Here is a 26,169-nt window from a genome sequence, read left to right on the forward strand (position 1 = left end):
AGCGCTGTATCTTGCTGGTGACAAGATGGGCGAGTCTGCAGTTGGATCTTGTCATCGTCAAGATGATCTGCTCCACTGGAATCCCGAAAAACGAAGCCGCCATGTCGCGCACCGATGCGTCTGCTGCCTATCATCACGGCGACCTGCCGGCCACGTTGCGGCGCGCCGGCTGGGAGCTGCTGAGCGAATCCGGCGTGCGTGGGTTGAGCTTGCGCGAATGCGCGCGGCGCGCCGGTGTCTCGCACGCGGCTCCGGCGCATCACTTCGGTTCGCTGGACGGATTGCTCGCGGAGCTGGCGGCCGACGGCTACGAACGCATGCTCGCGTGCATTCGTGCCGCCCAGCAGGCACTGGCCGACCCCTTGCTCGGCTGTGGCCTGGGGTATGTGCGGTTTGCGCTGGACTACCCGCAGCAGTTTCGGCTGATGCTGGGGCTGGAGGTGAGCTCGCGCAGCCTGCCGCGGCTCGTGCAGGCCAGCGATGCGGCGATGGCGAGCCTGCGCGAGACAGTGCGGACGCAGTGGGTCGCCCGTCACGGCCATGCCCCAGCCACGGACGTGCTGCAGCAACGCACGCTGCTGGCCTGGAGCGCGGTGCATGGCTATGCCTCGCTTGCGATCGACCGCAAGCACACGGCCTTGCTGGCCTTCGCACCGGAGGTGGTGTTTGCGCCGTTGCTGCACGCCGTGCTCGAACCCTGAAACACGGGCCGGACCTGCGCGGGCATGGCCTGGCTGGCCGCGTGCCGGTCCGCACGCCCGGCGGCGGTGCGTGGCTCTGCTAGCATCGCCGCCACTGGAGCGCGAGACCGGAGCAACCCATGGCTGTGCAGGTGCTGGTGCTGAAAGAACGGGCGGCCGGCGAGCGCCGCGTGGCGGCAACGCCGGAAACGATCAGGAAACTGGTCGCGCTTGGCGCCAGCGTGTGGATCGAGCCGGACGCCGGACGCGCCAGCAGCATGGACGATGCGGCCTACCAGCAGGCCGGCGCGCAACTGGCCGGCGCACACACACTGGGACAGGCCGACGTGGTGCTGTGCGTGCAGGGACCGCCGATCGATGTCCTGCTGCAGTGCAAGCCGCACACGGTGCTGATCGGCATGCTTTCGCCCGATGCCGACCCTGCACGCGCGCAGGCCTTTTCCGGGCATGAATTGATCGCATTCCCGCTGGAGCGGCTGCCGCGCACCACGCGTGCGCAATCGATGGACGTCTTGAGTTCGCAGGCCGGCATGGCGGGCTACAAGGCGATGCTGATCGCCGCACAGCTGGCGCCACGCTTCTTTCCGATGCTGACCACGGCCGCCGGCACCATGCGCCCGTGCAAGGTGCTGGTGATCGGTGCGGGCGTGGCCGGGCTGCAGGCGATCGCCACTGCCAAACGGCTGGGCGCGCAGGTCGAAGGCTTCGATGTGCGCCCGGAAACGCGCGAACAGATCGCCTCGCTGGGCGCGCGCTTCCTGGATCTTGGCGTGAGCGCGGCCGGCGAGGGCGGTTATGCGCGCCAGCTCACCGACGAGGAGCGTGCCGAACAGCAACGCCGTCTTGCCGACCATCTCAAGGGCGTGGACGTGGTGGTCTGCACCGCCGCCGTGCCCGGCCGGCCGGCGCCGAAGATCCTGAGCATGCAGATGCTGCACGGCATGCGCGCCGGTAGCGTGATCGTCGATCTGGCCGCGGAGACCGGTGGCAATTGCGCCGCCACCCGGCCCGGCGAAACGTATGAGCTCGACGGCGTGGTGATCGCCGGCCCGCTCGATCTGGCCAGCCAGGGCGCGGTGCACGCCAGCGACATGTTCGCGCGCAACGTCTACGCGTTCGCCGCATTGCTGATCAAGGATGGCGCGCTGTCGTTCGACTGGGACGACGAACTGCTGGCCAAGACACGCTGGTCGGCGACAGCGACTGCATAGCCCCGCCGCGTCCATGCGCCTTGCGCGTCGGCGTTTCCGGGTAGGAGCGCGCTGGCGCGCGATGGAGCGTTACCGATGAAGCTCCATCGCGGGCCAGCGCGCTCCTACAGTGGCCGCACGCACGTCCACCTGGGACCGGGATGCACCCGTGCGATGGCGTGCCGCGCTCGCCGCGGCGACGCTGCCGTCAGTCGTCGGTTGGCGGATGCTCGCGCAACCAGGTGCTGCGCTCGGCCGGGCTCATCTTCTGCCAGCGTTGCTGCAGCTCGTTGCGTTGTTGCTGGTTGAGCGTGCGCATGCGGTCGAACAAGGCCTTGGCCTCGCGACGCTGCTCGGGGCTCATGTTGCGGAAGCGGTCCATGCCGGCCTTGGCCTGCTTGCGCTGCTCCGGGGTCATGTCCAGCCAGCGGCGCGCGTGGCGATACATGCGCGGGCGTTCTTCCGGCACATCGTTCCAGCGCTCGCGCAGCGCATCGATCAGCACCTGCCGCTGTTGCGGGGTGAGCTTGTCCCACTCGGGCATCGGCGTGTCTGCCGCGCGCGGGCCGGGTCTTCGCGGGCCGGGGCCATCCGGCGGTGGCGGTCCCGGCGGTCCGGGGGAGTGGGCCTGGGCCAGCAGGGAGGCGCAGGGCGCCGCGCATAGCAGCAGGGTCAACAACAGGCGGGTGGTGCGGGTCATCGTGCTTATTCCATGGCCAGGGCGGTGTCGGACCCCAGCCAGACGTACAGGTCCGGATTCTGGGTCAGCATGTCGTCGGTATCGGTGGTGGTGCCGGCCATTGCCTGGGTCGGGGGGGAGGCAGGCGAGGCGGTCTCGCCCGGACGCAGTTGCAGGCCGACGCCGACCGCCAGCAGCCCCGAACACGCGGTCGCCAGCAACCAGTAACCGCGTCGGGAACGCGTGGGAGCGGCCGCATGACGGGCTTGGCGCAGGCGCGCCAGGGTCTGCGGCGGCAGGCTGGTGAGGGCGGTGGCATGCAGCTGGCGCAGGTGCCCATCCAGCTTGGCCGGGTCGTGGGAGCGATTCACAGGAAATCCTCGAACTGTGTTTGCAACGCGTCGCGCGCACGCGACAGGTGGGTTTTGACCGAGCCTTCCGAGCAGCCCATCGCCTTGGCGGTGGTGGCCACGTCCAGGTCTTCCAGCACCCGCAGCGTGAACGCTTCGCGCTGGCGCGCCGGCAGGCTGCGCAAGGCCTCGACCAGCCGTTGGTAGGCCTGTTGATGCTGGTGTTCGTCCACCGGCCCGGTGCCGGGGTCGGCCCAGTCGATGGTGCCTTCGTCGTCGGCGCGCTCGGCCGGTGCCCAGAACTTCAGGCGGAAGCTGCGCCGCCGCTGCAGGTCGATGATGCGGCTGCGCAGGATGCTCCAGAACAGCGGCGTCCATTCGGCGGCCGGGCGCTCGCGGTAGCCGAGCAGCTTCACCATGGCGTCCTGCACCGCGTCCAGCGCATCCTCGCGGTGACGCAGGCCGGCCTCGGCAAAGCGGAACGCACGCGGGCCGATGCCGGCCAGGAAGGCGTCCAGCGAAACCGGCGCGGTGGCGGCCGGTGCGGCAGGTTGCGGATCGAAAGGGGTTCCCACCAGCACAGCGTAGCTTCCGCGGAGACGATACGACGTCAACGGGCGAGTGCCGATTCGGTTGACACGCGCCAGGCACGCATGGCGTGGGTATGATCGGCGGGCCACACCGGCCAGTGGAGCGAACGACGATGAGCGACGGATTCGTAGCGCTGTACATCTTCATGCTGGCGGCCATCGCCGGCCACGTGATCATCTCGCGGGTGCCGGTGATCCTGCATACCCCGCTGATGTCCGGCTCCAACTTCATCCATGGCATCGTGCTGATCGGCGCGATGGTGGTGCTCGGGCATGCCGACACCACGCTGGAAAAGGCGCTGGGATTTGTCGCGGTGATGCTGGGTGCGGGCAATGCGGCCGGCGGTTACGTGGTGACCGAGCGGATGCTGGACATGTTCAGGTCCAGCAGGAAGCCGCCGGGCGGGGACGCGCCATGAACGTCTCCACCGCCGCGTTGCTGGCGTGGCTGGCGAAGTCCAGCTATCTGGTCGCGGCGACCCTGTTCCTGCTCGGGCTGCAACGCATGGCCTCGCCGCTGACCGCGCGCAGCGGCATCCGCTGGGCCGGGCTGGGCATGCTGATCGCCACGGTGGCGACGTTCTTCCTGCCCGAACTGCATAACGTGCCGCTGATCCTGGCCGCGCTGGCGATCGGCACCGGGGTGGCGTGGTGGTCGGCCAGGAAGGTCGCCATCACCGACATGCCGCAGATGGTGGCCTTGTACAACGGCATGGGCGGCGGCTCGGCGGCGGCGATCGGGGCAGTGGAGTTGCTGCGCTTTGCCTTCTTCGCCAACCGCGACACCACCCACTGGAGCGCACAGGCCATCGCCGACCTGGCGGCGCGGCGGCCGGATACCACCACCGTGGTGCTGGCGGCGGTGGGCTCGGCGATCGGCGCGGTGTCGCTGTCCGGCTCGATCGTGGCCTGGGCCAAGCTGGATGGCCGGCTCGACCGCCGGGTGACATTTCCGGGCCAGCAGGCGGTCAATCTGCTGGTGGCACTGGCGGTGCTGGTGCTCGGCATCTGGGCGGCCAGCAGTCTGCAGCCGCTGGCGATCGTCGCCTTCTTCGTGGTGGCGCTGGCGCTGGGCGTGCTGATGACGCTGCCGATCGGCGGCGCCGACATGCCGGTGGTGATCTCGCTGTACAACGCCTTCACCGGCCTGGCGGTGGCGTTCGAGGGCTACGTGCTGGGCAACGAGGCGCTGATCATCGCTGGCATGATGGTTGGCGCGGCCGGCATCCTGCTGACCCGCTTGATGGCCAAGGCGATGAACCGGCCGATCAGCGGCGTGCTGTTTTCCAACTTCGGTGGCGGCGGCCAGGCACAGGAGATCGGCGGTGCGCAGAAGCCGATCGAGGCCGGCGACGTGGCGGCGATGATGGCGTTCGCCGAGCGCGTGGTGATCGTGCCCGGCTACGGCATGGCGGTGGCGCAGGCGCAGCACAAGATCTGGGAGCTGGCGCAGCGGTTGATCGCGCGCGGGGTCAAGGTGAAGTTCGCGATCCACCCGGTCGCCGGGCGCATGCCCGGGCACATGAACGTGCTGCTGGCCGAAGCCGGCGTGCCCTACGACCTGATCGCCGACATGGACGACATCAACCCCGAGTTCGCCAGCACCGATGTGTCGCTGGTGATCGGCGCCAACGACGTGGTCAACCCGGTAGCCAAAACCGACCCGGCCAGCCCGATCTACGGCATGCCGATCCTGGACGTGGTCAATTCGAGGAACACGGTGGTGATCAAGCGCGGCAAGGGCACCGGCTTTGCCGGCATCGAAAACGCGCTGTTCTACGCCGACAACACCCGCATGCTGTACGGCGATGGCGCGGAAGCGGCCGGTGCGCTGGTCAGCGAGCTGAAGGCGCTGGACGGGGGCGGGCACTGAGGCCTCGTGCGACGGATCAGGTGGATGCGTCTGTGACGTCATGCGTGGAAGCGGCGCCGTCCTCAGCACATGGGCCCGTGTAGCGGCGTTGCAGGACAGCCGCGCCAAGTCGCTCTCTTCGCCGTGTCCAGCCAGTCCCGAGCAGGACGCGGGGCTTTAAGAAAAACACCGGGCTTTCGATTCGCAGCGGTGTTTTTGCAGATAGTCAAAAGCCTGGCTAGTCGAGGGCGCGGCGCCCTCACCGCTTGCGGGACAAGCCGTGAACCCATCCCCGGGGGCTCGGTGGCGGCATCCATGCCGCCACACGGTCCGGCAACCGGCAAGGACACCGCACCAGACAGTTGGCCGGCCCTCATCTGAAAAAGCTGTCTGCCGTGCGGTGTGTAGCAGACCTGGAGCCGATGCTTCACGATCGAACAAGGTGCATCCGGATCCGGCACTGCTCTTCCATGCACACCGACCCTCTCGACTGGCCCTTGCCCGCTCACCGTCGCGGGACCCTGAGCGGCATGGATGCCGCGCCGGAGCCTACAAGGACGTACTTGCGGCGTGTCCCGCGATGGTGGGCGGGCAAGGGCCCTGCAGCCAAGCTAAAGCGCCCTGCAGCCAACTCGCACAGTTCTCCAGGCATCGCTGCGTCAGCGCAACAAAGCGCATAGCACCCAGTAGCAGTAGCGTTACCCGAAGCTGCGCGGCCGCCGCTTCAACGCATCCGTGCGCCGGCGATTGCAACAAAACGCGCCTGGCTCAGCGCGCCGTCCACCACGCCAGGACCAGTGCGGCGGCATAGCACAGCAGGTCGAAACCGTTGTTGGCCAGCTGCAGCAGGGTCCAGGCCAGCCCGGTGCCCATCTTCTGCGCCGAGGTCCACGGGTCCAGGCCCAGAGCGCCACCCAGGTGTGCCGAGGCGATACCCCAGTTGGCACCGACGATGACCAGCGCGGTCGCCGCGACCGCAACGCCGGTGCGTAGCGGGCCGGCGCCCAGCGTGCCCAGGCGCAGCATCCAGACGATTTCCAGGGCCGTCAGTACCGCCATCCAGCCGGCCTGGTTGCCGGCGGCAAGCGCAATCAGCATCCAGGCGATCAGGGCGGTGACGCATCCCAGCAGCAGGAGCGGGGGCCAGAGCCAGTGGGCGGTTCTGGCGGACGCGGTGGTGGGCGGCATTGGAGCTCCTGACAGTGCGCACATGATAAGGCGCGCGACGTGCTTTGCGCGGTGATGGGCGCGCCGATGGAATGCAGCGTCGTCGCTGGCTCCATCCGGCAACCGGCAGCGGCCTTGCCGTGGTCGGCTAGAATGGCGGACTTGCGCGCACCCGCCGCGGCCCCATATCCAGCCCATGTATTCCCGTAGCAGCGAACCCGTCCAGTTCGAACGCGATTGCGATGCCGTCATGGTGCCGCAGGGCGATTCGGTGACCCTGCCCGCAGGCAGTTACGGCTATATCACCCAGGCGCTGGGTGGCAGCTATACCGTCTTTGTCGAAGGCAACCTGTTCCGCATTGCCGGCAAGGATGGCGATGCGATCGGCAAGGAGGCCCCGCCGGGGCTGGAACTGCCCGCCGATGCCAGCGACGAAGAGGTGGAGGCGCTGGTGTGGCAGCAGCTGCGCACCTGCTTCGACCCGGAGATCCCGTTCAACATCGTCGATCTGGGCCTGGTCTACGAGGCGGTGGTCAGCCATCGCGAGGAAGACGATCAGCGCCGGGTGGACGTCAAGATGACCCTCACCGCCCCCGGTTGCGGCATGGGCGAGATCCTGGTCGACGACGTGCGCAGCAAGGTGGAAATGATCCCGACCATTGCCGAAGCCGACGTCGAACTGGTCTTCGACCCGCCGTGGGGCCGGCATATGATGTCCGAAGCAGCCCGTCTCGAGACCGGCATGCTCTGATCATCAGGCGCCATGTCCAAGAGGTGGCGCCGCGTCCTTTCGCCCGCCATACAGGAATCTTCCGGTGTCCGTGTCCTTCGCTTCCACCCGTTCCCCGTCGCCGCGCAGTGCCGACGAGCTGTCCGTGATCCTGGCCGCGCCCGGCTTCGGGCTGCATTTCACCGACCATATGGTCGCCATTTCCTGGACCAACGAGCTCGGTTGGCATGACGCGCAGGTGCGCGCCTATGGCCCGCTGCAGCTGGATCCGGCCGCCTCGGTGCTGCATTACGGCCAGGAGATCTTCGAAGGCATCAAGGCCTACCGGCATGCCGACGGTTCGATCTGGACCTTCCGCCCGCAGGCCAATGGCGAGCGCCTGCAGCGCTCGGCGCGCCGACTGGCGTTGCCGGAACTGCCGGTCGACCTGTTTGTCGAATCGCTGCGCCAGCTGGTGGCGGTGGATGCCGGTTGGGTCCCGTCGGCCCCGGAAACCAGCCTGTATTTCCGTCCGTTCATGATCGCCGACGAGGCGTTCCTGGGCGTGCGTGCCGCGCACAAGGCCTCTTACTACGTCATCGCAAGCCCCGCCGGTCCGTATTTCGCCAAGGGCGTGGCGCCGGTGTCGATCTGGTTGTCTACCGAATACGCACGTGCGGCCAAGGGCGGCACCGGTGCGGCCAAGTGCGGCGGCAACTACGCCGCCTCGCTGCTGCCGCAGCAGAAGGCCTATGCACAGGGCTGCTCGCAGGTGCTGTTCCTGGACCCGGTCGAAGGCAGGTACATCGAAGAGCTGGGCGGCATGAACGTGTTCCTGGTCTACAAGGACGGCACGCTGGTGACGCCGGAATTGTCCGGCAGCATCCTGGAAGGCATCACCCGCGACAGCATCCTGCAACTGGCTCGCGACCGCGGCATGCAGGTGATCGAGCGCAAGGTCGCCATCGACGAGTGGAAGCAGGGCGTGGCGTCGGGCGAGATCACCGAGGTGTTCGCCTGCGGCACCGCCGCCGTGGTCACCCCGATCGGCGAGCTGAAGGGCGATGGCTTTGCGGTCGGCGATCTGTCCGCCCCGGCTGGCGAGGTGACCATGTCGCTGCGCCAGGAGTTGACCGATATCCAATATGGGCGCGTCCCGGATCGTCATGGTTGGCTGGTGCGTCTGTCCTGAGCCAACACATCGCGTCAAAAAAGGCCTCTGCGCAGTCGCGCAGGGGCCTTTTTTTTGGGCGCAGCGCAGCAGGGGCGTGGCTATGCATGTCCGAACATGTCTTCAACTGACTGAACGGTGCCGTACGGTGTCACAAATCTGATATTTGATTTGTAGAAAGTGCGAACTTCTTATTGTCCAGTCTGGTTGTAGTGCGGTAGGTTCGCTGAACGGATCGATAACAGGGGGTCGATCCGGGACCTCGGTGCTGACCTATGGAAGGCGGCACCGGCTACCACCGCCACGGCGGTGCTCTTTGATCTAGAAGGGAATTCGATGTCGAACGAGTCTTTCCGCAAGTGCCCCCGCGCACTCACCATCCTGAGCGCGGCTGCGCTGACCTCGTTGTTGCTGGCGACCCCGGCCTTTGCCGGTGAGGTCTATCTGGATGGCCTGGCCACCGCCCAGACCCACCAGAAATTCATCGTGACCTACAAGGACGGCAGCACCGCGCTGGCCAGTCCCACCGCGTTGAGCACGTCGCTGCGCACCGCCGCGCGCGCTGTTCCGGCCAAGGCCGGCAAGGCGCTGGGCCTGAACTCGGTGCGCCGCCTGGCGCTGGGACCGGAGCTGGTCAGGACCGACCGCGCACTCGACCGCGCCGAAGCCGAAACCCTGATGCGCCAGCTGGCATCCGACCCCAACGTGCAGAGCGTGGAGGTGGATCAGATCCTGCACGCCACGCTGACCCCGAACGACACCCGCCTGTCCGAGCAGTGGGCCTTCGGCACCAGCAACGCCGGCCTCAATATCCGCCCGGCCTGGGACAAGGCCACCGGCGCCAATGTGGTGGTGGCCGTGATCGATACCGGCATCACCACCCATGCCGATCTCAACGCCAACATCCTGCCGGGCTACGACTTCATCAGCGATGCCACCACCGCGCGCGACGGCAATGGACGCGACAGCAATCCCGCCGACGAAGGCGACTGGTACGCCGCCAACGAGTGCGGCACCGGCATTCCCGCCGCCACTTCCAGCTGGCATGGCACCCATGTGGCCGGCACGGTGGCCGCAGTGACCAACAACACCACCGGCGTGGCGGGCACTGCCTACAACGCCAAGGTGGTGCCGGTGCGCGTGCTCGGCAAGTGCGGCGGTTCGCTGTCGGATATCGCCGACGCCATCGTCTGGTCGTCCGGCGGCAGCGTCAGCGGCGTGCCGGCCAATGCCAACCCGGCCGAAGTGATCAACATGTCGCTGGGCGGCGGCGGCACCTGCTCGGCCACCATGCAGAACGCGATCAGCGGTGCGGTCTCGCGCGGCACCACGGTGGTGGTGGCGGCGGGCAACGATTCCGTCAACGTGTCCGGTTCGCTGCCGGCCAACTGCGCCAACGTGATCGCAGTGGCAGCCACCACCTCGGCCGGCGCCAAGGCCAGCTATTCCAACTTCGGCACCGGGATCGACGTGTCGGCGCCGGGCTCGGCGATCCTGTCCACGCTCAACAGCGGCACCACCACGCCGGGCAGCGCCAGCTACGCGTCCTACAACGGCACCTCGATGGCGGCGCCGCACGTGGCCGGCGTGGTGGCGCTGGTGCAGTCGGTCGCGCCGAGTGCACTCACGCCGGCCGCCGTGGAAACCCTGTTGAAGAACACCGCGCGTGCGCTGCCGGGTGCCTGCTCGGGCGGCTGCGGTGCCGGCATCGTCAATGCCGATGCGGCGGTGACCGCCGCCATCAGTGGCAGCAACGGTGGCGGCGGTGGCGGCACCGGCAACACCCTGACCAACGGCACGCCGGTCACCGGACTGGGCGCGGCCACGGGTGCGGAACTGAACTACACCATCGCGGTGCCGGCCGGTAGCGGCACGCTGACCGTGGCGATCAGCGGCGGCAGCGGCGACGCAGACCTGTACGTGCGTGCCGGCAGTGCGCCGACCGACACCACCTACACCTGCCGCCCGTACCGCAGCGGCAATGCCGAGACCTGCAGCATCAGCGCGCCGTCGGGCACGTACTACGTGCGGGTCAAGGCGTACAGCACGTTCTCCGGCGTGACCTTGCGCGCCAGCTACTGAGGCACGTCGGCACTGCCTGGCCATGGCCGGGCAGTGCCGATTCGCTGCCGCAGAGCGGCGTTACCCCATCAGCGACGTATCGCCCACGTCTGCCGCATCGGCAGGCGCAGGTGATGTGTTGCCGCTCGACCGGAATGGACATCGGTCAGTCGTCTCGCCGGGCGCACGCGCCCGTGCACTGCCCGACCCGATCCGCAGCACGCGGGGATGGTTCGGCCATCTCGCCGCACCTGCGGCACCCTCTCAAATAAGGAACGATCGATGTCCAATGTGTCGCAACGTCGTGCGCCCACGCGCGCGCTGGTGGTCCTGGGTGTGTCCGCGCTGACCTCGCTGCTGGCGGTGCCGGCGTTTGCCGGTCAGGTCAATCTTTCCGGCCTGGATTCGCAGCCCACCCTGGATCGCTTCATCGTCAAGTACAGGGACGGTTCCAGCGCCGCGGTGAGCCCGACCTCGATGCGTGCATCGCTCAAGTCGGTCGCCACCGCCGTGCCCGCACGCGCCGGCCGTGCGCTGGGCCTGAATCACGTGCGTCGCACCGCGCTGGGCTCGGAAGTGCTCAAGACCGACCGTGGCCTGGACCGCGCCGAGGCCGAGACGCTGATGCGCCGGATCGCCGCCGACCCGAGCGTGGAGTACGTGGAAGTCGACCAGATCATGTATCCGACGCTGACCCCCAACGACACCCGTCTGTCCGAGCAGTGGGGCTTCGGCACCACCGCCTCGAGCATCAACGTGCGTCCGGCCTGGGATACGGCCACCGGCACCGGCGTGGTGGTGGCGGTGATCGACACCGGCATCACCAGCCACCCGGACCTCAATGCCAACGTGCTGCCGGGCTACGACTTCATCAGCGACGCGGCACGCGCGCGCGACAACAACGGTCGCGACAGCAATCCGGCCGACCAGGGCGACTGGCGCGCTGCCAACCAATGCGGCTCCGGCGTGGCAGCGGCCAACTCCAGCTGGCATGGCACCCACGTGGCCGGCACCATCGCCGCGGTCACCAACAACAGCACCGGTGTGGCCGGCACCGCGTTCAATGCGCGCATCGTGCCGGTGCGTGCGCTGGGCCTGTGCGGCGGCACCACCTCCGACATCGCCGATGCGATCGTCTGGGCGTCCGGCGGTACCGTGTCCGGGGTGCCGGCCAACGCCAACCCGGCCGAGGTGATCAACATGTCGCTGGGCGGCAACGGCACCTGCTCCAGCACCTACCAGAACGCCATCAACGGCGCGGTGTCGCGCGGCACCACGGTGGTGGTGGCGGCCGGCAACAGCAATGCCAACGTGGCCAACTTCACCCCGGCCAGCTGCGCCAACGTGATCTCGGTGGCGTCGATCACCTCGGCCGGGGCGCGTTCGAGCTTCTCCAACTTCGGCAGCACCATCGACATCTCCGGCCCCGGCTCGGCGATCCTGTCCACGCTCAACAGCGGCACCACCACCCCGGGCAGCGCCAGCTACGCTTCCTACAACGGTACCTCGATGGCGGCCCCGCACGTGGCCGGCGTGGTGGCGCTGGTGCAGTCGGCGGCCAGCCGTCCGTTGACCCCGGCGGCGGTGGAAACCCTGTTGAAGAACACCGCCCGTCCGCTGCCGGGCGCCTGCTCGGGTGGCTGCGGTGCCGGCATCGTCAACGCGGCCGGTGCCGTCAGCCAGACCCCGTAAGCCACGCGCGGTGCCAGCGGGCGGACCGTTGGCATCGCGTCGGTCTGCGTGATGCAGCGTGGCTGCAGCACGCTTGGTATCCCCATTGCCCCGCCAAAACGCGGGGCAATGGCGTTTTTGGGGTGTACGGGGAGGGCAGGTCGGCGCAGTTCCGGTCGTCGCCGGCATCTGCCCTTCAAGCGGCCGCCTTAACGAACCCCATGGTTCGCCACGTCTGGCCGGCGATCCCGGCTCAGGTCCGCTCGTACCGGGTCGATAGCGTGGGCAGGTGGGCAGCGACGCCAGTCGGCGCGCCTCACCACGATGCGAAGCGGCACACCTGTGCCCGCGTTTGCACCACGACATCTTGGGGAGGGGTCGATCCATGCACCATCTATCATTCAAAGGGTTACGCCATGTCGCGCTGGCCTGTGCACTGCTGTGCGGCACTGCGCCCGCGTTCGCCGGCGATGTCAGCCTGCAGGGGCTGGGGTCGGCGTCGGCCCATCAGCGTTTCATCGTCAGCTACAAGGACAGCAGCGCTGGCAACCGTGGCGGGCGTCTGAGCGGCTCGCTGCGCGAGATCGCCCGCGCAGTGCCGGCGCGGCGCGGGCGCGCGCTCGGCCTGTCGTCGTCGCGCTGGCTGGGCGTCGGGCCGCAACTGCTGGTGGCCGACCGTGCGCTGGACCGGGTGGATGCGGAAACGCTGATGCGGCGTCTGGCGGCCGACCCGTCGGTCAAGCGCGTGGAAGTGGACATGCTGATGCGTCCGATGCTGGTGCCGAATGACACCCGCCTGTCCGAGCAATGGGCGCTGGGCACCACGACCGCCGGCATCAACGTGCGGCCGGCCTGGGACAAGGCGACCGGCAAGGGCGCGGTGGTGGCCGTGATCGATACCGGCGTCACCACGCATCCGGAGCTGTCGGCCAATGTGCTGGCCGGCTACGACTTCATCAGCGACGCCTTCATCGCCCGCGACGGCAACGCACGCGACACCAGCGCCGCCGATGTGGGCGACTGGGCCGCGGCCAACGACTGCGGCAGCGGTGCCAGTGCGTCCAGCTCCAGCTGGCATGGCACCCATGTGGCCGGCATCGTCGCGGCCGCCGCCAACAATGGCACCGGCACGGCAGGCGTGGCATTCAATGCCAAGGTGCTGCCGGTGCGCGTACTGGGCCGTTGCGGCGGTTATCTGTCCGATATCGCCGATGCGATCGTGTGGGCCTCCGGCGGCATGGTATCCGGTGTGCCGGCCAATCCGACCCCGGCCAAGGTGATCAACCTGTCGCTGGGTGGCATCGGCACCTGTTCGACCACCTTGAGCAATGCGATCGCCAGCGCGGTATCACGCGGCACCAGCGTGGTGGTGGCCGCCGGCAACAGCAATGTCGATGTCTCCAACAGCGTGCCGGCCAATTGCCCGAACGTGATCGCGGTGGCCGCGACCACGTCGTCCGGGGCCAAGGCCAGTTTTTCCAACTTCGGCAAGGGCGTGGATATCGCCGCTCCCGGCCAGGCGATTCTGTCCACGCTCAACAGCGGCACCACCGCGGCGGGCAATCCCAGTTACGCGGTCTACAGCGGCACCTCGATGGCGGCGCCGCACGTGGCCGGCGTGGTGGCGTTGATGCAGTCGGTGGCGCTCAATCCGCTCAGTGCGGCCAGCGTCGAAGCCATGCTCAAGAGCACTGCGCGTGCATTGCCGGTGGCATGTCCGCAGGGGTGCGGGGCAGGGCTGGTCAATGCCGATGGTGCGGTGGCTGCGGTGATCGCCTCGACCACCCTGACCAGCAATGCGGCGCGCAGCGGCCTGGCCGCGGCGACCGGTGGTTCGCTGTATTACCAGGTCAATGTGCCCGCGGGCACGCGCAGCCTGCGGGTGGCGCTCAGCGGAGGCAGCGGCAATGCCGATCTGTCGCTGCGCGCCGGCGCATTGCCCAGCGATACCGCCTACGGCTGCCGTACCGCGGTGGTGGGCAACGCCGACAGCTGCACGCTGACCGCGCCTGCGGCAGGGGTGTATTACGTGCGGCTCAAGGCCACGCTGGCATTTTCGGCGGTCACGCTGGTGGCCACGTACTGAACGTGCGCGCGGCCCTGCGCCGGTGGGTACAGGGCTGCGCCCGGCCTATGCGCGTGATCGCGCGTCGGGCACGTGGCACCGGCGCACCACTCACGTTTCCTGGCACGTGCGTGATCGCTGCCGCAAGCAGAAGGCACTTTTTGCATGTCCCAGGTGCTGGCCGGCGCCAGCCGACATGCACGCGGCACGGAGATTGCCGCGTCTAGTCGCAGACACTGCAGGGCCGCGCCTGCAATGCGGCGACGATGCCGTCGCCCGGCAATGCCAGCAGCAAACCGCGTTGCCCGGCGTTGATCCACAGCGACGGGGCATCCAGTGCGCTGGCTTCGATCAGCACCGGCGCCTGGCGTTGTTGCCCGAGCGGGCTGATGCCGCCGACCTTGTAGCCGGTGCGACGCTCGGCATCGGCCACCTCCATCATGCGCGCGGACTTGCCGTGGCAGGCACTGGCCAGTTTCTTCAACGACACCCGGCGATCGCACGGGATCACCACGCATACGGCCTGGTCATCGACCCAGGCCATCAGTGTCTTCAGCACCGTGTGCGGCGCCAGCCCGAGAGCGGTTGCCGCCTGCACGCCCTTGGCGTCCGCATCGGCCTGGTACACGTAGGGGTGCAACACATAGGCCACGCCGACGGCATCCAGGGCCCTGGTCGCGCGGGTGGCCTTGCTCATGGCCTCAGAGCGACTCGAAGCGGTTGGCGGCGACGTTCTTGCGCACCTTTTCCGGATTCCAGATGCGCCCGTTCATGGCGATGTACACGCCGGCCGGCAGCGACTGCACCGCGCCGACCGCGCAGCCGATATTGAACTCGGCATCCGAGCCGCGGAAGCGCGCCGGATTGAGCGCGCCGGTCATCACGATGGTCTTGTCGGCGATCGACTGCAGCACCTTGCCGGTTTCCACCATCGAATCGGTGCCGTGGGTGATCAGCACGTGGCGCGTCGGCTGGGCAGCGATGGTGGCGCGCACCAGTTCGCGGTCGGCATCGGTGATGTGCAGCGAATCCTTGCGGATGATCGGAATCACCGAGAAGCGGAAGGTCACGCCCAGCTCCTTGAGGATCTGGCCGATCTGCGGGTCGCCGATCTGGTAGTCCGATTTGTCGTCGAAGTAGATCTTGTCGATCGTGCCACCGGTGGTGACGATCAGGAGGTCTTCCATTGCTGCCAGTCCTTCAAACGGGCGCGGTGCAGGCCGCGCGAGGGCCGTCATGATACGACCCCGGCGCGTGCGCTGCCCAAGCCGGGTCAACGTGGAGGGCGAGGGCGGCCGAAGCGCGCCGCCATCCCGGGGCCGCCCACCAGTGCCACGACAAGCAGGGCCAGCAGCACTTCCAGCCACGCCAGCCCACGCGCCTGCGGCTGGCTCCAGGCGGCCATCACGCCGTGACTGAACCAGCCCAGCGCGAACACGCCGGCCCAGAAACGCGCGCGCGCGCTGCGCAGCGTCAGCGCGGCCATCAGCGCCGGCGGCAGTGCAAACACCAGCAGCGCCGCGGCGCGGTGGCGGTCGTCGTGAAACCAGGTCACGAACAACACCGTCAGCGCGAGTAGCGCGGCGGTCAGCAACCCATGCGTGGCGCGCAGGCTCACGGGCTGGCCAGGCGCCGCGCGATGTCGGCCACCCGCCGGCCCAGCGCACGCGCCAGCACGGCTTCGTCCTCACTCGGTTGCGGGTCGCCTCCGGCGCCGGAGACATGGCTGGCGCCATAGGGCGTGCCGCCGCTGGTGGTGTGGCTGAGCGCCGGCTCGGTGAACGGAATGCCGACGATCAGGCAGCCGTGGTGCAGCAGCGGCAGGTGCATCGACAGCAAGGTGGATTCCTGGCCGCCGTGCATCGCGGCGGTGGAGGTGAACACGCCTGCCGGCTTGCCGGCCAGGGTGCCGCTGGCCCACTCGGCGCCCAGGCTATCGAGGAAATGCTTCATCGGCGCGGCCATGTTGCCGAAGCGGGTCGGGCTGCCCAGCAGCAGCCCGCTGCACTCGGCCAGATCGGCTTTGTCCACGTACGGTGCGCCCTCGTCCGGCACCGGCGGGGCGCTGGCCTGGGTCACTGCCGCCACCGGCGGTACCGTGCGCAGCCGCGCGCTCATGCCGGGCACTTCGCCGATGCCGCGCGCGATCTGCCGCGCCAGCCGCGCCACCGAACCGCCACGGCTGTAATACAGCACCAGAATCTCCGCCATCGCGCATCCACCGCCTATGTAAGTTGCCGCAGTATCGGCCAAGCCACCACCTCGCTGCACGCTGCGGCTGCGGCAAGGCCGCGATGACGGCGCATCGGGTACCCTTGCGCGATGTCGCGCGTGAACAAACTCCACCAATGGAAGGAACGGCTGCGCGACCGCGCGCGGACCGTGAGCTTCGGGCGCTTCCTGTGGCGCCGCTTTCTCGATGACCGCCTGTTCCAGGCGGCCGCCTCGCTCGCCTACACCACGGTGTTCGCGCTGGTGCCGCTGGCGATCGTGGTGTTCGGCGTGTTGTCGGCGTTTCCGGCCTTCAACGAATGGAAGGACGCGCTGACCGACTTCATCTTCAACAACTTCGTGCCCGGCGCGGCGCGTTCGGTGCAGAACTACCTCAACCGTTCGCTGGAAGACCTGGGCAAGTTCACCGTGGCCGGCATGGTCGCGCTGGTGGCCTCGCTGCTGATCACCCTGCACAGCATCGAGCAGACCTTCAACAGCATCTGGCGGGTGGCCGCCGCACGGCCGAAGGTGACCCGCTTCCTGATCTACTGGACGGTGCTGACCCTGGGCACGATGCTGGCGGCGGCTTCGATGGCGATGGCCGCCTACGTGTTCGCATTGCCGCTGTTCCGCACCACCGAAGGCCAGTGGCTGGCCGAATTCGCCTGGCGGCTGGCGCCGATGGCGGTGGAGTTCGTCTGCATCGTGCTGATCTACCGCGTGGTGCCGCAGCATGCGGTGCGCCTGCGGCACGCGCTGCCGGGCGCATTGCTGGCGGTGATCCTGATGGAGATCGTCAAATGGGGCTTCGGCTTCTATCTGGGCAACTTCCAGACCTATCAGCGCATCTACGGCGCACTGTCGGCGCTGCCGATCCTGCTGCTGTGGATCTATCTGAGCTGGGTGTCGGTGCTGCTGGGCGCTTCGCTGGCCTCGTCGATGTCCGCGTTTCGCTACCAGCCCGAAGCGATGCGGTTGCCGCCTGGCTTTGAGATCTATGGCCTGCTGCGCCTGCTTGGTCGTTTCCGCCAGGCACGCATCCATGGCAACGGGCTGGACGAAGACCGCATCCTGGCGCTGGAGCCGATGCTCACCGACACGCTGATGCAGGAGTTGCTGTGCGAACTCAAACGCATCCGCCTGCTGCGCCGCGACGAGCGCGGCCAATGGCTGCTGGCGCGCGATCTGGACGTGGTGCCGCTGGCCGAACTCTACGAAAACTGCCAGCTGCGCGTGCCGATCGAAGACCGCCCGCTGCCGTGCCGCGACGATGCCTACGGCCAGGCCGCGTCCGCTGCGCTGGAACAACTGCGTCAACCCTTGCGCAGCGTGCTGGCGCAACCGGTCGGCGACCTCTACACCCACCTTCCCGGAGACCCCTCATGACCGTGCGCCTCGTGCGCGGCGCCTGTGCGCTGCTGTTGCCGCTGTTGCTGCTGACCGCCTGCAAGCCCGCCAGCGAGGGCACGCCCGCTGCGGGCGGTGCAGCGCCTGCGCCCACCGCGCAGACGCCGCAAACCCCTTCCGCCCCCGCCGACCCGGCAGGCGCGACCGACTCCTCGGTGGTGCAGCAGACCGCCGAGATGCCCAAGCTGTCGCTGCCGACCGTGACCGGCGAGGCCTACGACCTGGCCGCGCATCGCGGCAAGTGGGTGGTGGTCAATTTCTGGGCCACCTGGTGCGCGCCGTGCCTGAAGGAGATGCCCGAGCTGTCGGCGCTGCACACCATGCGCGACACCATCGAAGTGGTGGGCCTGGCCTATGAAGACATCAGCAGCGCCGACATGCAGGCGTTCCTGAAGGACCACCCGGTGTCGTACCCGATCGCCGTCCTCGACCCCTACCAGCCGCCCCAGGACTTCGCCACGCCGCGCGGGTTGCCGATGACGTATCTGATCGGTCCGGACGGCAAGGTCGCCAAGCAGTTCCTCGGCCCGGTCACCGCGCGCGACATCGAAACGGCGGTCGGCATCACCGGCAAGGCCGGCTGATGCAGGCGGCGCGCTTCCTCGTCACCGGCGTGGTGCAGGGTGTGTGGTTCCGTGCGGCCACCCGCGAGCGCGCGGTTGCGCTGGGCCTGCGTGGACATGCGCGCAACCTGCCCGACGGCAGTGTGGAGGTGGTCGCTGCCGGGACCGACGCCGCCCTGGATGCGCTGGAGACCTGGTTATGGCAAGGCCCGCCGGCGGCCCGGGTCGCGGCGGTGACACGCATGCCCTGCGCGCAGCCGCCGACTGAAGAATGTGTAACTGGCTGAGTCGCTGCCGCCGGCGCAGGCCAACAGACTTGCGATGCGTCGCCGATAACCTTGTCAGCGCGATCAGGCGCGCAGGGGAACTATATGGCCGCTCCATCTCAAGATCACACCGACGGGCACGAACCGCCTGCCCACCATCGCAACCGCCGCCTGGCGCAGCTTGCGCCATGGCTTTACCTGGGCGTCGTGGCGGGCAGCGGCTGGTTGTTGTTCCTGCAGCCGCAGACCCGTGTGCTGCAGCCTGGGCAGGCGGCCACCAGCTGGCTGCTGGCCTGGATCTTCGGCGGCATCGCGATCGGTGCGGTGCTGTGGAGCCTGAAACTTGCTCGTCGCGGCCTGGGCCCGTCCGCAGCTGGCTATCCGCTGTCGGCGCGTCTGCCCGATTCCTGGGCAGATGCCTATGCTGCCCTGTTGCGCCCGGCCACCGCCGCGCCGATGACCGCGTCCAGGCCCGATCCTGCCGGCACCCAGCGCGGCGCAGCCTGGCACCGTTTCGGCGGCGGCATGCTCAGCGTGGAAAATTTCGATCCCAATGACGCCACCCGTGCGCCCTGGGACAACCTCGATGCCCAGGCCTGCATCGCGCGTCTGGACGATGTCCGTCCGGCCTGGCAGAACGCCACCGCCAACCGCGCACTGCAACAGGAGCGTCGCTACTGGCTGGATGTGGTGCTGTCGCTGCTCGACCATGGCGTGATGCGGCCGCTGCAGGACGGCTACCTGCCCGACACCGCCACGCTGCGCACCGAACGTTTCCTGCTCGGCGCCGATGCCGGCCCGGTCGTCCTGGCCGAGGTGCCTGCATTGTTCGCCCGCCGCCTGGCGCTGGCGATCGAAAGCCTGCCGGCCCCGCAACGCGAAGCCGCCGGCGTCCAATGGCGTCTGCTGCAGCAATTGCACGGCCTGGTTGCCGAAAGCCGCATGCTGGACGAGCGATCGCAGGTCATCCAGGTGCTGGCGTGGAATCCGGACGTGGACCTGGATCAGGTCGAAGTGGCCTACATCCTGGCCGCCGAGTACCGCCAGGGCATGCGCGACTGGTTGCGCCGCGCCGCGCTGGTGCGTCTGCCCGACAGCGCGCTGCGCCTGGACGAAGTGCTGCTATCGTCCTGCAGCCCGCTCGGTCCGCAGGCCGACGATGTGGATTACATCGAAGCGATGCGCCCGCTGCACCGCGGGTTCATGCAGCTGTTCAGTCAGCGCCTGAGCCAGCTGGTCTTGCAGGCCGAACAGGCCGAACGCCAGTCCGGCCTGTATCCCCTGCCACGCGCCACGGCCAGCGACGAGATCTCTCAGGACTGGCCGGCGTAATCGTCGATCGGTTCCAGTACTCCGTAACGTTCCTTGTGCGGCTTGCCATCCAGCGGTGGCAGCTGCAGCGTGTCATCGGGCACTGCGATGTCCGGGAGCCGATCCAGCAGGTTGCGGATCAGACTCAGTCGGCCCCGCTTCTGGTCGTTGAAATCCACCAGCGTCCACGGCGCGTCCGGCGTATGCGTCACCTCGAGCATGCGCTCGCGCGCGGCGGTGTAGTCCTCGTACTTGCTGCGTGACTGCAGGTCCACCGGCGACAACTTCCAGCCCTTGAGCGGATCTTCCTGGCGTTCGGCAAAGCGCTGTTCCTGCTCGGCCTGGTCCACGCACAGCCAGTACTTGAACAGCAGGATGCCGTCGTCGACCAGCAGTTGTTCAAAACGCGGCGCCTGATCGAGGAACGCTTCGTACTGGGCGTCGGTGCAATAGCCCATCACCCGTTCCACGCCGGCGCGGTTGTACCAGCTGCGATCCATCAGCACCAACTCGCCCGCCGCGGGCAGGTGCGCCACATAGCGCTGGAAATACCATTGCGTGCTTTCGCGGTCGTTGGGTGTCGGCAATGCCACCACCCGGCACTGGCGCGGGTTCAGATGGCTGGCGATGGCCTGGATCACGCCGCCCTTGCCGGCGGTGTCGCGGCCTTCCACCAGCACCAGCGCGCGCTGGTTGGTGTGGCGCAGCCAGCGGGCCATGTTGACCAGTTCCAGCTGCAGCGGTGCCAACAGCTTCTTGTAGGCCTTGCGTTTCAGGTGCGACATGTGCGTTCCGACAGCGATGAAGCGCGCAGGCTATTCGCCCAGGCGTGGACGCAGTGTCGCCAGATTGCAGGGCTTGGTACGTGCATCCAGCTGCGCACGCACGATCTTTTCCCAGGCCGTACGGCAGGCCGAGGTGGAGCCGGGCAGGCAGAACACGAAGCTGTGGTTGGCCAGCCCCGCAAACGCGCGCGACTGCAGCGAAGAGGTGCCGATTTCGTCGACGCTGACCGCGCGGAACAATTCGCCGAAACCGGGCATGGTCTTGTCCAGCAATGGCGTGATTGCCTCCGGCGTGCTGTCACGGCCGGTAAAGCCGGTGCCGCCGGTGATCAGGATGCCGTCGACCTGCGCATCGGCGATCCACGCGGAGACGATCGCGCGCATGCGGTAACGGTCGTCCGGACACAGGGCGCGCTCGTGCAGCACGTGACCATCGTGAGTCAGGGCATCGACCAGATAGTCGCCGGAGCGATCATCGGCCAGCGTGCGGCTGTCGGACACCGTCAGCACGCACAGGTGCAAGGGAATGAAGTCGAGATTGGAAGGCATGCCCCAAGCCTAGCGAGCCGGGACGCGCGGGTACAGCACCACGGCGTGAAGCCGCACGACGTTAGTTGCAGGCAGGTGGTCCCCAACGCGGGTGATACATGGCTGACAGCTCGCGCGAAGCCGATACGTCCGAGACAGGCGAGGGTGGATCCAGCGCCATCTTTCAGTTGCCGGCTTCGGTGAGGGCGGCAGCGCGGCCGGGGATCGGCTCCTCGGCTCGGCAGACATCCTGTCTGACTCGCCGCCGCGGCACATCCGTGTGCCGCTCTCCGCCAATTCCCGGCCACGCTGCCGCTCGGCGCGTTGTTTGCATGACCTGAAAAGCTTGAACAAGCTAATGAAGCGCCGCTTGAAGCCCCTCTCCCGCCGGGAGAGGGGTTGGGGTGAGGGTACGGCGAAGCAAGACGCCTGTCGGTACTCGCTTCGGTGAGGGCGGCAGCGCGGCCGGGGATCGGCTCCTCGGCTCGGCAGACATCCTGTCTGACTCGCCGCCGCGGCACATCCCTGTGCAGCTCTCCGCCAATCCCCGGCCACGCTGCCGCTCTGCACGTTGTTTCCATGACCTGAAAAGGTCTCGAAGAAATTCAATGACGCTTTTAAGCACCTCTCCGCAGGGGCGAGGAGGCACAGCTGGGCGCGCGTGCCTTGGAGCGCCCGCGCCGCAAGCGCGGGCCGGGGCACGGAGCGGGGGCGGGTTGGGGTACAGCAGAAGACAGCCATCTACCTTGGAAAGGCAAGCAGGCCGCTAGTTACCTGGCCAACCATGTTGGCGCGCGAGTGCTTGCATCAGGTCGGCGAACCCGTCGGCAAACCCATCCATATCGAACACGCCCGACGCTCGCCGACGCTCCGCCACCCGCGCACGCAACGCACTCAACGCGGCTGGATCACTCGCCAACGCCACCGCCTTGGCCACAAACGCGGCGTCGTCGGCCACATTCATCTCATCCAGCCCCAGGTGATGATTCAGGCTGCCGGCCACGCGCGCGGCAAACGTCTCGCCGGGCGTTGTCAGCACCGGGCAACCCGCCCATAACGCATCCGAGGCGGTGGTGTGCGCGTTGTATGGATGCGTATCCAGGAACAGGTCGGCATGCCGGTAGCGCGCCAGATACTGCGCATGCGGCAGCTTCGGCATGAACACCAGGCGCTGCGCATCCACGCCTTGCGCCTGCGCCACCGCACGCAGGCGCGCGTTGGCCTCGCCCGGCCCGGACAACAGCCACAGCACGCTGCCCGGCACCGCGCGCAACACCGCCAGCATGCGCGCCATGCTGCGTGGATTGAGCTTGTAGCTATTGTTGAAGCAGCACAGCACCACGCCATGCTCGGGCAAGCCGCACTGCGCCCGCGATGGTGGTTCGGCGACCACGCGCGAGGTATCCGACGGCTGGAACGCACCGTTCAGGCGCAGCACGCGCTCGAGATAGAACGGCTCCAGCGACGGCGGCAGCGCAAAGGCATCGCCCAGCACGTAGTCCATCCACGGCGCGCCCGATGTGCCCGGGTAGGCCAACCAGTTCAGCTGCACCGGCGCCGGCCGCAGCGCGAACACTTCCGGGCGCCCGCCGCCGCCCCAGCCGCGCAGGTCGAACAGCAGATCGATGCCCTGGTCGCGGATGTGCTGCGCGGTGGCCAGGTGCCCGAGCGTGGTGACATCGTGCAGCGTGGTGGCGTGCGCCAGGCGCGTGCGGATCGCGCTGCGGTCGTCGTGGCTGGTGGCGAACAGATGCAGTTGCAGCGCCGGCTGCCGGCGCTTCAGCGCTTCGAACAACGCCACCGTCAGCAAGCCGGTGGGATGCGCGCCAAACCCGTTGGAAACGAAGCCGAGCCGCAACGCGCCCCGGCTGCGCACGGCAGTCGGCGCCAGCGGGCGCAGCATCGCGGCGACGGCCTGCGCGCGTGTCCGTGCACATGCCAGCTGTTCGGCCGCGCTGGCGTCCTCGCTCAGGAAGGCGAACGGTTCCACCGCCGCAGCGCCCCGTGCCACGGCATTGCGCACCTGCGCAGCAAGTGCGTCCAGCGCGCGCCAATCGCACAGGCGGCGCCGCCAGTTGAGCAGTTGCGCAGTGATATACGGCTCGTCGGGCAGCAACTGATGCGCACGCGTATACGCGGCCGCCGCAGCTTCGGCCTGGCCCGCATCTTCCAATGCATGCCCAAGCCATAACGCGATGCCTGGATGCTGGGGCACCAGGTCCGATGCCTGCTGCAGCAACGCTGCCGCCTCGGCATGCCGTTGCTGGGTCCAGCGCACCCGGCCAAGCCGGGCCACGGCTTCCGGGTGGCCCGGCTGCAGCGCGAGCGCGCGTTGCACCGCGGCCTCGCCCGCAACGATCGCGCCCATGCCGAGTTCGGCATCGGCCAGCATCAGCCAGGCGACGAAATCGCCCGGCTGGCGCCGCACCGCCTCGCGCAGCTGCAGCAGCTCGCGCGGGACCTGCGCACTCACGGGCTGTCGCTCAACCGTGCCAGTTCGTCGGCCTGATGCTCGTGCAGCAGGCGTGCGATCAGCGCATCCAGGTCGCCTTCGATGATGTTTGGCAGGTCGTACAGCGTCAGGCCTTCCACGCGGTGGTCGGTGATGCGTCCCTGCGGGAAGCTGTAGGTGCGGATGCGCTGGCTGCGGTCACCACTGCCAACCTGCAACTTGCGCGTCTGCGCTTCGGCGGCGGCCGCCTTGCTGCGTTCGGCTTCCACCAATTGCGCCTTCAGCCGCTTCATCGCCTTGTCGCGGTTGGCGTGCTGGCTGCGTTCGGTCTGGCATTCCACCACCACGCCGCTGGGCACGTGGGTGATGCGGATCGCCGACTCGGTCTTGTTGACGTGCTGGCCGCCGGCCCCGGAGGAGCGGAAGGTGTCCACTTTCAGGTCGGCCGGGTTGATCACGATCTCTTCCACGTCGTCGGCCTCGGGAATGATCGCCACCGTGGCCGCCGAGGTGTGGATGCGGCCCTGCGATTCGGTCGCCGGCACGCGCTGCACACGGTGGGTGCCGGATTCGAACTTCAACCGCGAATACGCGCCGCGTCCGACCACCCGTGCCACCACCTCCTTGTAGCCGCCGTGCTCGCCGGGGCTGTCGGACTCGATCTCCACCTTCCAGCCCTGGCGCTCGGCATAGCGCGCGTACATGCGAAACAGGTCGCCGGCAAAGATCGCCGCCTCGTCGCCACCGGTGCCGGCGCGCACTTCCAGGAACAGGTTGCCGTCGTCGCGCGGGTCGCGCGGCACCAGCAGCAACGCCAGTTGCGCATCCAGTTCTTCCAGGCGCGTCTGGGCGGCGGCGATCTCCTCCTCGGCCAGTTCGCGCATTTCCGGATCGTTGCGCATCGCTTCGGCCGCGCTCAGGTCGGCCTTGGCACGCGCCTCGTCTTCCAGGGCCACGGCCACCGGCTCCAGCTGCGACAGTTCGCGCGACAGCGTGCGGAACCTGTCGTTGTTGCTGACCACATCGGGGTCGGAGAGCAGGTGCTGCAGTTCTTCGCGGCGCTCGGCCAGCGCTTCGAGCTTACGGCGCAGGGTCGGCGTCATCGGTCCTCGCGATCGGGGTAGTGACAGGGGGATGTTGGTAACCGGGCTTTTCCGGGAACAGCCGGTCGGCCGCGCTGGTCAATTCCAGGTCGTTGTTGAGCGCAGCATCGCGCAGCGCGGCGGTGGGCGGATGCAGCAGCCGATTGGTCAGCGCGTGCGCCAGCTGTTCCAGCACCTCGTCGGCCGGCTTGCCGTTGTGCAATTGCTGGCGCGCCTTGGCCAGCAGCTCGTCACGGGTGCTGTCGCCGAACGCGCGTAAGCGCTTGAGCGGCGCCTGGCGCGCATTGGCCTGCACCGTTTCGACATAGCGTGCCACCTGCAGGTCGATGATGGCCTCGGCCTGGTCGGCCGCTTCCCGGCGGCCACGGCGATTGTCTTCCACCGCGCGTTCCAGGTCGTCCACGGTGTACAGGTAGGCGTCGCCCAGCTCGGCCACCGAGGCTTCGATATCGCGCGGCACCGCCAGGTCGAACAGCAGCATCGGCTTGCGTTTGCGCGCGCGCAGCGCCTGGTCCACCTGCGCGCGCGTGACGATCGGCTCGCGCGCGGCGGTGGCCGAGAACACCACGTCGGCCTCGGCCAGGTGGCGGTCCAGATCGGTCAGCGGCAGTGCGTAGCCGCCGTGCTGGCTGGCCAGCGCCTGCGCATGGGCGAGCGTGCGATTGGCGATCAACAGGCGGCGCACGCGGCCTTCGCTCAGATGCTTGGCGGCCAGCTCGATGGTTTCGCCTGCGCCGATCAACAGCACGGTGGATTCGTTGAGCCGTGCGAAGGATTCCTGTGCCAGCCGCACCGCGGTGGAGGCCACCGACACCGGGTTGGCGCCAACGCGGGTATCGGTCCGTGCCCGCTTGGCCACCGAGAAGGTCTGCTGGAACAAGCGGTCCAGTCCGCTTCCCAGCGCGCCGTGCGCACGCGCAACTGCCCAGGCATCCTTCACCTGGCCCAGGATCTGCGGCTCGCCCAGCACCATCGAGTCCAGCCCGGTGGCGACGCGGAACAGGTGGCGTACCGCCTGCTCCTCCTGATGCTGATACAGATAGCCGCTCAAGCCAGGGGCGTGGGTTTCCAGCCAGCTCACCAGGCTGTGCGGGTCGTCGGCCATCGCATACAGCTCGGTGCGGTTGCAGGTGGACAGCAACGCGGCCTCGCGCACCTGCGGCAACGCGCGCAGGGATTCGAGCGCGCGCGGCAACGCGTCGCCTGCGAACGCCGCGCGTTCGCGCAGGTCCACAGGTGCGGTCTGGTGATTCAGTCCGAGCACCCACAACGTCATTGTTCAGTTGCTTGCGATAAGCTGGCGGCCATTCAGGGCCCCATTTTACGGCCCGGTT

General features: G+C 68.2%; 26 protein-coding genes. 13 read left to right on the top strand and 13 right to left on the bottom strand.

The features are described 5' to 3' along the window. Positions 1–101 precede the first annotated feature (101 nt). Entirely contained in the window at positions 102–701 is a 600-nt protein-coding gene (locus H7A87_RS04495) for a TetR/AcrR family transcriptional regulator (RefSeq protein WP_119129679.1), read from the top strand. Between the two features lie 119 nt (positions 702–820). Then, complete coding sequence (locus H7A87_RS04500; RefSeq protein WP_119129680.1) at positions 821–1,912, top strand: NAD(P) transhydrogenase subunit alpha; 1,092 nt, start codon at positions 821–823, stop codon at positions 1,910–1,912. 187 nt (positions 1,913–2,099) lie between these two features. On the opposite strand, the gene H7A87_RS04505 is transcribed toward H7A87_RS04500, so the two are convergent. From H7A87_RS04505 to H7A87_RS04515, 3 genes are read right to left on the bottom strand one after another with little or no spacing between them, the layout of a single operon-like run. Next, the gene (locus H7A87_RS04505) at positions 2,100–2,591 is read right to left on the bottom strand and encodes a DUF3106 domain-containing protein (RefSeq protein ID WP_119129681.1); all 492 of its coding nucleotides are present in this window, start codon (positions 2,589–2,591) and stop codon (positions 2,100–2,102) included. A 5-nt stretch (positions 2,592–2,596) separates the two neighbouring features. Continuing rightward, entirely contained in the window at positions 2,597–2,941 is a 345-nt protein-coding gene (locus tag H7A87_RS04510; RefSeq protein ID WP_119129682.1) for a hypothetical protein, read from the bottom strand. Further along, positions 2,938–3,501 (bottom strand): RNA polymerase sigma factor, encoded by a 564-nt coding sequence (locus H7A87_RS04515; RefSeq protein ID WP_115676227.1) that lies wholly within the window; start codon positions 3,499–3,501, stop codon positions 2,938–2,940. The genes H7A87_RS04510 and H7A87_RS04515 overlap by 4 nt, the downstream gene beginning before the upstream one ends. Positions 3,502–3,623: 122 nt before the next feature. Here H7A87_RS04515 and H7A87_RS04520 point away from each other — a divergent pair, with 122 nt between their 5' ends. Both H7A87_RS04520 and H7A87_RS04525 read left to right on the top strand, forming a co-directional pair. After that, positions 3,624–3,929 (top strand): NAD(P) transhydrogenase subunit alpha, encoded by a 306-nt coding sequence (locus H7A87_RS04520; RefSeq protein ID WP_119129683.1) that lies wholly within the window; start codon positions 3,624–3,626, stop codon positions 3,927–3,929. Continuing rightward, the gene (locus tag H7A87_RS04525) at positions 3,926–5,383 is read left to right on the top strand and encodes an NAD(P)(+) transhydrogenase (Re/Si-specific) subunit beta (protein ID WP_119129684.1); all 1,458 of its coding nucleotides are present in this window, start codon (positions 3,926–3,928) and stop codon (positions 5,381–5,383) included. The genes H7A87_RS04520 and H7A87_RS04525 overlap by 4 nt, the downstream gene beginning before the upstream one ends. A gap of 747 nt (positions 5,384–6,130) precedes the next feature. On the opposite strand, the gene H7A87_RS04530 is transcribed toward H7A87_RS04525, so the two are convergent. Continuing rightward, the gene (locus H7A87_RS04530; RefSeq protein ID WP_119129686.1) at positions 6,131–6,550 is read right to left on the bottom strand and encodes a hypothetical protein; all 420 of its coding nucleotides are present in this window, start codon (positions 6,548–6,550) and stop codon (positions 6,131–6,133) included. Between the two features lie 175 nt (positions 6,551–6,725). Here H7A87_RS04530 and sufT point away from each other — a divergent pair, with 175 nt between their 5' ends. The 5 genes from sufT (at position 6,726) to H7A87_RS04555 (ending at position 14,227) form a co-directional block, all read left to right on the top strand. Next, positions 6,726–7,280, top strand: a complete 555-nt coding sequence (gene sufT, locus H7A87_RS04535; protein WP_016900709.1) for a putative Fe-S cluster assembly protein SufT — start codon at positions 6,726–6,728, stop codon at positions 7,278–7,280. A gap of 64 nt (positions 7,281–7,344) precedes the next feature. Further along, the gene (locus H7A87_RS04540) at positions 7,345–8,430 is read left to right on the top strand and encodes a branched-chain amino acid aminotransferase (RefSeq protein WP_104582243.1); all 1,086 of its coding nucleotides are present in this window, start codon (positions 7,345–7,347) and stop codon (positions 8,428–8,430) included. A gap of 315 nt (positions 8,431–8,745) precedes the next feature. Then, positions 8,746–10,491: a S8 family peptidase gene (locus tag H7A87_RS04545; RefSeq protein WP_119129687.1), complete on the top strand. Its 1,746-nt coding sequence runs from the start codon at positions 8,746–8,748 to the stop codon at positions 10,489–10,491. Positions 10,492–10,752: 261 nt separating this feature from the next. Next, complete coding sequence (locus tag H7A87_RS04550) at positions 10,753–12,162, top strand: S8 family peptidase (RefSeq protein WP_164739959.1); 1,410 nt, start codon at positions 10,753–10,755, stop codon at positions 12,160–12,162. 364 nt (positions 12,163–12,526) lie between these two features. Continuing rightward, positions 12,527–14,227: a S8 family peptidase gene (locus tag H7A87_RS04555; protein WP_119129688.1), complete on the top strand. Its 1,701-nt coding sequence runs from the start codon at positions 12,527–12,529 to the stop codon at positions 14,225–14,227. A gap of 202 nt (positions 14,228–14,429) precedes the next feature. Here H7A87_RS04555 and ybaK read toward each other — a convergent pair whose 3' ends face one another. From ybaK to wrbA, 4 genes are all read right to left on the bottom strand, one after another. Beyond that, a complete protein-coding gene (ybaK, locus tag H7A87_RS04560; protein WP_119129689.1) occupies positions 14,430–14,903 on the bottom strand; it encodes a Cys-tRNA(Pro) deacylase in 474 nt (157 codons plus the stop codon). Between the two features lie 4 nt (positions 14,904–14,907). Then, positions 14,908–15,393 (bottom strand): asparaginase domain-containing protein, encoded by a 486-nt coding sequence (locus H7A87_RS04565; RefSeq protein WP_016900703.1) that lies wholly within the window; start codon positions 15,391–15,393, stop codon positions 14,908–14,910. Between the two features lie 86 nt (positions 15,394–15,479). After that, the gene (locus tag H7A87_RS04570; RefSeq protein ID WP_119129690.1) at positions 15,480–15,824 is read right to left on the bottom strand and encodes a DUF2069 domain-containing protein; all 345 of its coding nucleotides are present in this window, start codon (positions 15,822–15,824) and stop codon (positions 15,480–15,482) included. Beyond that, positions 15,821–16,417: an NAD(P)H:quinone oxidoreductase gene (gene wrbA, locus H7A87_RS04575; RefSeq protein WP_115676235.1), complete on the bottom strand. Its 597-nt coding sequence runs from the start codon at positions 16,415–16,417 to the stop codon at positions 15,821–15,823. The genes H7A87_RS04570 and wrbA overlap by 4 nt, the downstream gene beginning before the upstream one ends. A gap of 111 nt (positions 16,418–16,528) precedes the next feature. Between wrbA and H7A87_RS04580 the strand changes: the two genes are divergently transcribed. The 4 genes from H7A87_RS04580 (at position 16,529) to H7A87_RS04595 (ending at position 19,988) form a co-directional block, all read left to right on the top strand. Next, on the top strand, positions 16,529–17,806 hold the full coding sequence (locus H7A87_RS04580) for a YihY family inner membrane protein (RefSeq protein WP_104582248.1): 1,278 nt from the start codon (positions 16,529–16,531) through the stop codon (positions 17,804–17,806). Further along, positions 17,803–18,411, top strand: coding sequence for a TlpA disulfide reductase family protein (locus tag H7A87_RS04585; RefSeq protein WP_119129691.1), 609 nt, complete (start codon positions 17,803–17,805; stop codon positions 18,409–18,411). Before H7A87_RS04580 ends, H7A87_RS04585 begins: the two co-directional genes overlap by 4 nt. Continuing rightward, the gene (locus tag H7A87_RS04590) at positions 18,411–18,677 is read left to right on the top strand and encodes an acylphosphatase (protein WP_119129692.1); all 267 of its coding nucleotides are present in this window, start codon (positions 18,411–18,413) and stop codon (positions 18,675–18,677) included. Before H7A87_RS04585 ends, H7A87_RS04590 begins: the two co-directional genes overlap by 1 nt. 84 nt (positions 18,678–18,761) lie before the next feature. Next, positions 18,762–19,988 carry a hypothetical protein gene (locus H7A87_RS04595; protein ID WP_119129693.1) on the top strand — a complete coding sequence of 409 codons (1,227 nt, stop codon included), beginning with the start codon at positions 18,762–18,764 and terminating at the stop codon, positions 19,986–19,988. Here the strand turns inward: H7A87_RS04595 and ppk2 are convergent. The 5 genes from ppk2 to hemA all read right to left on the bottom strand — a co-directional run bounded on the left by ppk2 (position 19,970) and on the right by hemA (position 26,111). Then, positions 19,970–20,752, bottom strand: a complete 783-nt coding sequence (ppk2, locus tag H7A87_RS04600) for a polyphosphate kinase 2 (protein ID WP_104582252.1) — start codon at positions 20,750–20,752, stop codon at positions 19,970–19,972. The genes H7A87_RS04595 and ppk2 overlap by 19 nt on opposite strands. A gap of 30 nt (positions 20,753–20,782) precedes the next feature. Beyond that, complete coding sequence (gene moaB / locus H7A87_RS04605; protein WP_039530503.1) at positions 20,783–21,301, bottom strand: molybdenum cofactor biosynthesis protein B; 519 nt, start codon at positions 21,299–21,301, stop codon at positions 20,783–20,785. Positions 21,302–22,046: 745 nt separating this feature from the next. Further along, entirely contained in the window at positions 22,047–23,753 is a 1,707-nt protein-coding gene (locus H7A87_RS04610) for a tetratricopeptide repeat protein (protein ID WP_119129694.1), read from the bottom strand. Further along, positions 23,750–24,835, bottom strand: a complete 1,086-nt coding sequence (gene prfA, locus H7A87_RS04615) for a peptide chain release factor 1 (protein WP_119129695.1) — start codon at positions 24,833–24,835, stop codon at positions 23,750–23,752. The genes H7A87_RS04610 and prfA overlap by 4 nt, the downstream gene beginning before the upstream one ends. Then, positions 24,813–26,111: a glutamyl-tRNA reductase gene (gene hemA, locus H7A87_RS04620; protein ID WP_104582255.1), complete on the bottom strand. Its 1,299-nt coding sequence runs from the start codon at positions 26,109–26,111 to the stop codon at positions 24,813–24,815. The genes prfA and hemA overlap by 23 nt, the downstream gene beginning before the upstream one ends. Between the last annotated feature and the right edge of the window lie 58 nt (positions 26,112–26,169).

This window comes from Xanthomonas sp. CPBF 426 (assembly GCF_903989465.1).
GTDB classification, from domain to species: Bacteria; Pseudomonadota; Gammaproteobacteria; order Xanthomonadales; family Xanthomonadaceae; genus Xanthomonas; species Xanthomonas euroxanthea.

Coding starts and splice junctions, on each gene's coding strand:
- moaB (WP_039530503.1), bottom strand. CDS start 21,301: ATGCCTTCCAATCTCGACTTCATTCCCTTGCACCTGTGCGTGCTGACG.
- H7A87_RS04565 (WP_016900703.1), bottom strand. CDS start 15,393: ATGGAAGACCTCCTGATCGTCACCACCGGTGGCACGATCGACAAGATC.
- H7A87_RS04530 (WP_119129686.1), bottom strand. CDS start 6,550: ATGCCGCCCACCACCGCGTCCGCCAGAACCGCCCACTGGCTCTGGCCC.
- sufT (WP_016900709.1), top strand. CDS start 6,726: ATGTATTCCCGTAGCAGCGAACCCGTCCAGTTCGAACGCGATTGCGAT.
- H7A87_RS04585 (WP_119129691.1), top strand. CDS start 17,803: ATGACCGTGCGCCTCGTGCGCGGCGCCTGTGCGCTGCTGTTGCCGCTG.
- H7A87_RS04505 (WP_119129681.1), bottom strand. CDS start 2,591: ATGACCCGCACCACCCGCCTGTTGTTGACCCTGCTGCTATGCGCGGCG.
- hemA (WP_104582255.1), bottom strand. CDS start 26,111: ATGACGTTGTGGGTGCTCGGACTGAATCACCAGACCGCACCTGTGGAC.
- H7A87_RS04520 (WP_119129683.1), top strand. CDS start 3,624: ATGAGCGACGGATTCGTAGCGCTGTACATCTTCATGCTGGCGGCCATC.
- H7A87_RS04550 (WP_164739959.1), top strand. CDS start 10,753: ATGTCCAATGTGTCGCAACGTCGTGCGCCCACGCGCGCGCTGGTGGTC.
- H7A87_RS04525 (WP_119129684.1), top strand. CDS start 3,926: ATGAACGTCTCCACCGCCGCGTTGCTGGCGTGGCTGGCGAAGTCCAGC.
- H7A87_RS04590 (WP_119129692.1), top strand. CDS start 18,411: ATGCAGGCGGCGCGCTTCCTCGTCACCGGCGTGGTGCAGGGTGTGTGG.
- H7A87_RS04545 (WP_119129687.1), top strand. CDS start 8,746: ATGTCGAACGAGTCTTTCCGCAAGTGCCCCCGCGCACTCACCATCCTG.
- H7A87_RS04495 (WP_119129679.1), top strand. CDS start 102: ATGTCGCGCACCGATGCGTCTGCTGCCTATCATCACGGCGACCTGCCG.
- ybaK (WP_119129689.1), bottom strand. CDS start 14,903: ATGAGCAAGGCCACCCGCGCGACCAGGGCCCTGGATGCCGTCGGCGTG.
- ppk2 (WP_104582252.1), bottom strand. CDS start 20,752: ATGTCGCACCTGAAACGCAAGGCCTACAAGAAGCTGTTGGCACCGCTG.
- wrbA (WP_115676235.1), bottom strand. CDS start 16,417: ATGGCGGAGATTCTGGTGCTGTATTACAGCCGTGGCGGTTCGGTGGCG.
- H7A87_RS04555 (WP_119129688.1), top strand. CDS start 12,527: ATGCACCATCTATCATTCAAAGGGTTACGCCATGTCGCGCTGGCCTGT.
- H7A87_RS04595 (WP_119129693.1), top strand. CDS start 18,762: ATGGCCGCTCCATCTCAAGATCACACCGACGGGCACGAACCGCCTGCC.
- prfA (WP_119129695.1), bottom strand. CDS start 24,835: ATGACGCCGACCCTGCGCCGTAAGCTCGAAGCGCTGGCCGAGCGCCGC.
- H7A87_RS04580 (WP_104582248.1), top strand. CDS start 16,529: ATGTCGCGCGTGAACAAACTCCACCAATGGAAGGAACGGCTGCGCGAC.
- H7A87_RS04500 (WP_119129680.1), top strand. CDS start 821: ATGGCTGTGCAGGTGCTGGTGCTGAAAGAACGGGCGGCCGGCGAGCGC.